The organism is Streptomyces sp. NPDC089915, assembly GCF_040684675.1.
Classification (GTDB): Bacteria; Actinomycetota; Actinomycetes; order Streptomycetales; family Streptomycetaceae; genus Streptomyces.
Genome location: NZ_JBFBGN010000296.1, coordinates 1 through 2,487, shown reverse-complemented (window position 1 = coordinate 2,487; position 2,487 = coordinate 1). Strand labels below are relative to the sequence as shown.

Here is a 2,487-nt window from a genome sequence, read left to right as displayed (position 1 = left end):
CTCTACCGGCCGGGGCGGCCCAGCTGGTGGATCGTCCAGCCGGCCGCGCGCCAGCGGTCGGCGTCGAGGGTGGTGCGGCAGTCGACCATCAGGGGGTGCGCGGGGGCCGACACCAGCGCCGCGGGGTCGGCCTCCCGGTACTCGGGCCATTCGGTGGCGAGTACCACCGCCTCCGCGCCGTGCACCGACGGCGCCAGATCCTCCGTGTACTCGAACTCCGGATTGCGCCGCATCGCGGTGGCCACCGCCTGCGGGTCGTGGACCGTGACCGACGCGCCCGCCTGCCGCAGGGCCTGCGCGAGGGACAGCGCCGGGGACTCGCGGACGTCGTTGGTGCCGGGCTTGAACGCCGCCCCCCACACGGTGATCGCCGCGCCCGCGAGCGGCCGTCCGAGCGCCCGCGTCACGAGGGCGACGGCGACCGGGGTCCGGCTCTCGTTGATCTCCTCGGCCGCGCGGAGCAGTCCGGCGGCCCGGTCGGCGCCGAGCTGACGGGCGGACGCGGTGAAGGCGCGGACGTCCTTGGGGAGGCAACCGCCGCCGTAGCCGATGCCGGGGCGCATGCCGCCGCTGCCGATGCGGGGGTCGATGCCGAGGATGTCCACGATCCGCGAGACGTCGCCTCCCGCGGCGTCGCACATGTCGGCGACGGCGTTGATGTAGCTGATCTTCAGCCCGAGGAAGGTGTTGGCGGCGCCCTTGGCGAGTTCGGCGGTCTGCGGGTCGGTGACGAAGAGCGGGACCCCGGTGTCCAGGATCGGGGCGTAGACGGCCCGGATCGCCTTCTCACCGGCGGCGGTGGTCAGCCCGGCGATGATCCGGTCCGGGCGCAGGGTGTCCTCCACGGCGTGGCCCTCCCGCAGGAACTCCGGGTTCCAGACCACCTCCACCGCGCTCCTGGCCGGCGCCAGGCGCTGGGCGAGCGCGGTGACCTGGGCGGTGGTGCCCACGGTGACGGTGGACTTGCCGACGATCGTGCACGGCCGTGCCAGGTGCGGGGCGAGCTGGCGGATCGCTCCGTAGACCTGCCCGGTGTCGTAGGAGCGGCCGTCGGCGTCGATGGGTGTGCCGACGCCGATGAAGTGCAGCTCGGCGAAGGCGGCGGCCTCGCGGACGTCGGTGGTGAACCGGAGCCGTCCGGCGGCGGTGTGGCGGGTGAGCAGGTCGGGCAGACCCGTCTCGTAGATGGGGCATTCGCCGGCGTTGAGGCGGTCGACCTTGCTCCGGTCGACGTCCACGCCGATGACCTCGTGACCGAGTTCGGCCATCGCCGCCGCGTGGGGGATGCCGAGGTGCCCGCAGCCGATCACTGAGACGCGCATTCCGTGACTCCCACTCCGTGAGGGGCCCGCGTACGGGCCGTGGAACAGGCCCAGAGGCTAACGGCGCCGGCACGGGAGACGGTTCGAGCGCCATCGACGCGGGGGCTCGGCACACGCGCTCCGCACCTCCGAACGCCGACGTCACCGGGGTCTGCGACGCCTCCGCCGAGGCCACGCCCAACCGCCCGAACGGGGGATCCCCCGGGGCCGCTGAGGCCCACCGGGGGCGAGTCCGACGGCAGCGGGCGGGCACCCCGTTGCGTGGGCCTACCGGGTCCCAGGCGGACCTGGCGTTCCGCCGGGCTCCGGTGTTGGATGGCAATCATGGAAACGCATGCGGTATGTACAGTGCCGGCGTTCGTCTTCAGCTGCCGGTCGTGCGCCGCTCCCCTGTCGAATCCGCTGGAGCCGCGTACCTGGAGGCGGCTGCCGTCGGTTCGGGGCAGGGAGCACTACACGTACGGCCCGTCGACCGTGCCCGTGGAGTCCTTCGCCCGCGACCCCGATCCGTACGGTCCCGCCGGCCGGGTCGCCACCTGGGTGATCAACCCGCTGGACGGCGCACTGATGCGGCCGCACCTGGACCCGTCCCGGCTCTACGGGTGTTGCCGCCGGGACGGCCTCAACGGCCCGAACCTGCTGTGCGCCCGCTGCGGCGCTGAGGTCGGCACCGAGATCTCCGACTGCTGGACGGAGTACGACATCCGACTGCTGAGCACGGCGGTGACCAGAGCTCCTCTGGACGGCCCGGTGGCTCAAGGGCAGCCCCTGGACGCAGGTAGGTAGCCGTCTTCCCCTGCCCGTCCGTCTCGGACAGGGCTCCGATCGGAACCACTCGGCGCCGGGCCGCCGACCCACCCGCTCAGGAATCGGGGGGCCGAGCCGGGGCGGGCGGCGGTAGCGTGCGCGGATGCCGCCCAACTCCCCGCTCCCCAGCCGCCCGGACGGGCCGCCGCGTTGCTTACTGCTGGTCGGGCTGCCCGGGGCCGGGAAGTCCCACCTGGCCGCCGCGCTGGAAGCCCATGGCGTCGTCCGACTGTGCCCCGACGAGGAGATGCACCGCCGGTACGGCGTGTACGGCGTCGACTATCCGCGCGGTACGTTCTCCGCCCGCGAAGGGCCGGTCCTGGACGGCCTGAAGGTCCGGCTCGGTCAGCTCCTCGCG

Annotated in this window: 3 protein-coding genes; 2 read left to right on the top strand and 1 reads right to left on the bottom strand. The window is 73.7% G+C overall.

The window, feature by feature from the left end; translation table 11 throughout:
- Positions 1 to 2 precede the first annotated feature (2 nt).
- The gene (locus AB0O29_RS35045) at positions 3 to 1,322 is read right to left on the bottom strand and encodes a UDP-glucose/GDP-mannose dehydrogenase family protein (protein WP_365160243.1); all 1,320 of its coding nucleotides are present in this window, start codon (positions 1,320 to 1,322) and stop codon (positions 3 to 5) included.
- A gap of 324 nt (positions 1,323 to 1,646) precedes the next feature.
- Here AB0O29_RS35045 and AB0O29_RS35040 point away from each other — a divergent pair, with 324 nt between their 5' ends.
- Both AB0O29_RS35040 and AB0O29_RS35035 read left to right on the top strand, forming a co-directional pair.
- Entirely contained in the window at positions 1,647 to 2,108 is a 462-nt protein-coding gene (locus AB0O29_RS35040; protein ID WP_365160240.1) for a hypothetical protein, read from the top strand.
- 124 nt (positions 2,109 to 2,232) lie between these two features.
- The coding region (locus AB0O29_RS35035; protein ID WP_365160237.1) for an AAA family ATPase at positions 2,233 to 2,487 on the top strand (255 nt) is incomplete at its 3' end.

Bases quoted from the DNA above. Each gene is read 5' to 3' on its own strand.
- AB0O29_RS35045 (WP_365160243.1), bottom strand. From the start codon at position 1,322: ATGCGCGTCTCAGTGATCGGCTGCGGGCACCTCGGCATCCCCCACGCG.
- AB0O29_RS35040 (WP_365160240.1), top strand. From the start codon at position 1,647: ATGGAAACGCATGCGGTATGTACAGTGCCGGCGTTCGTCTTCAGCTGC.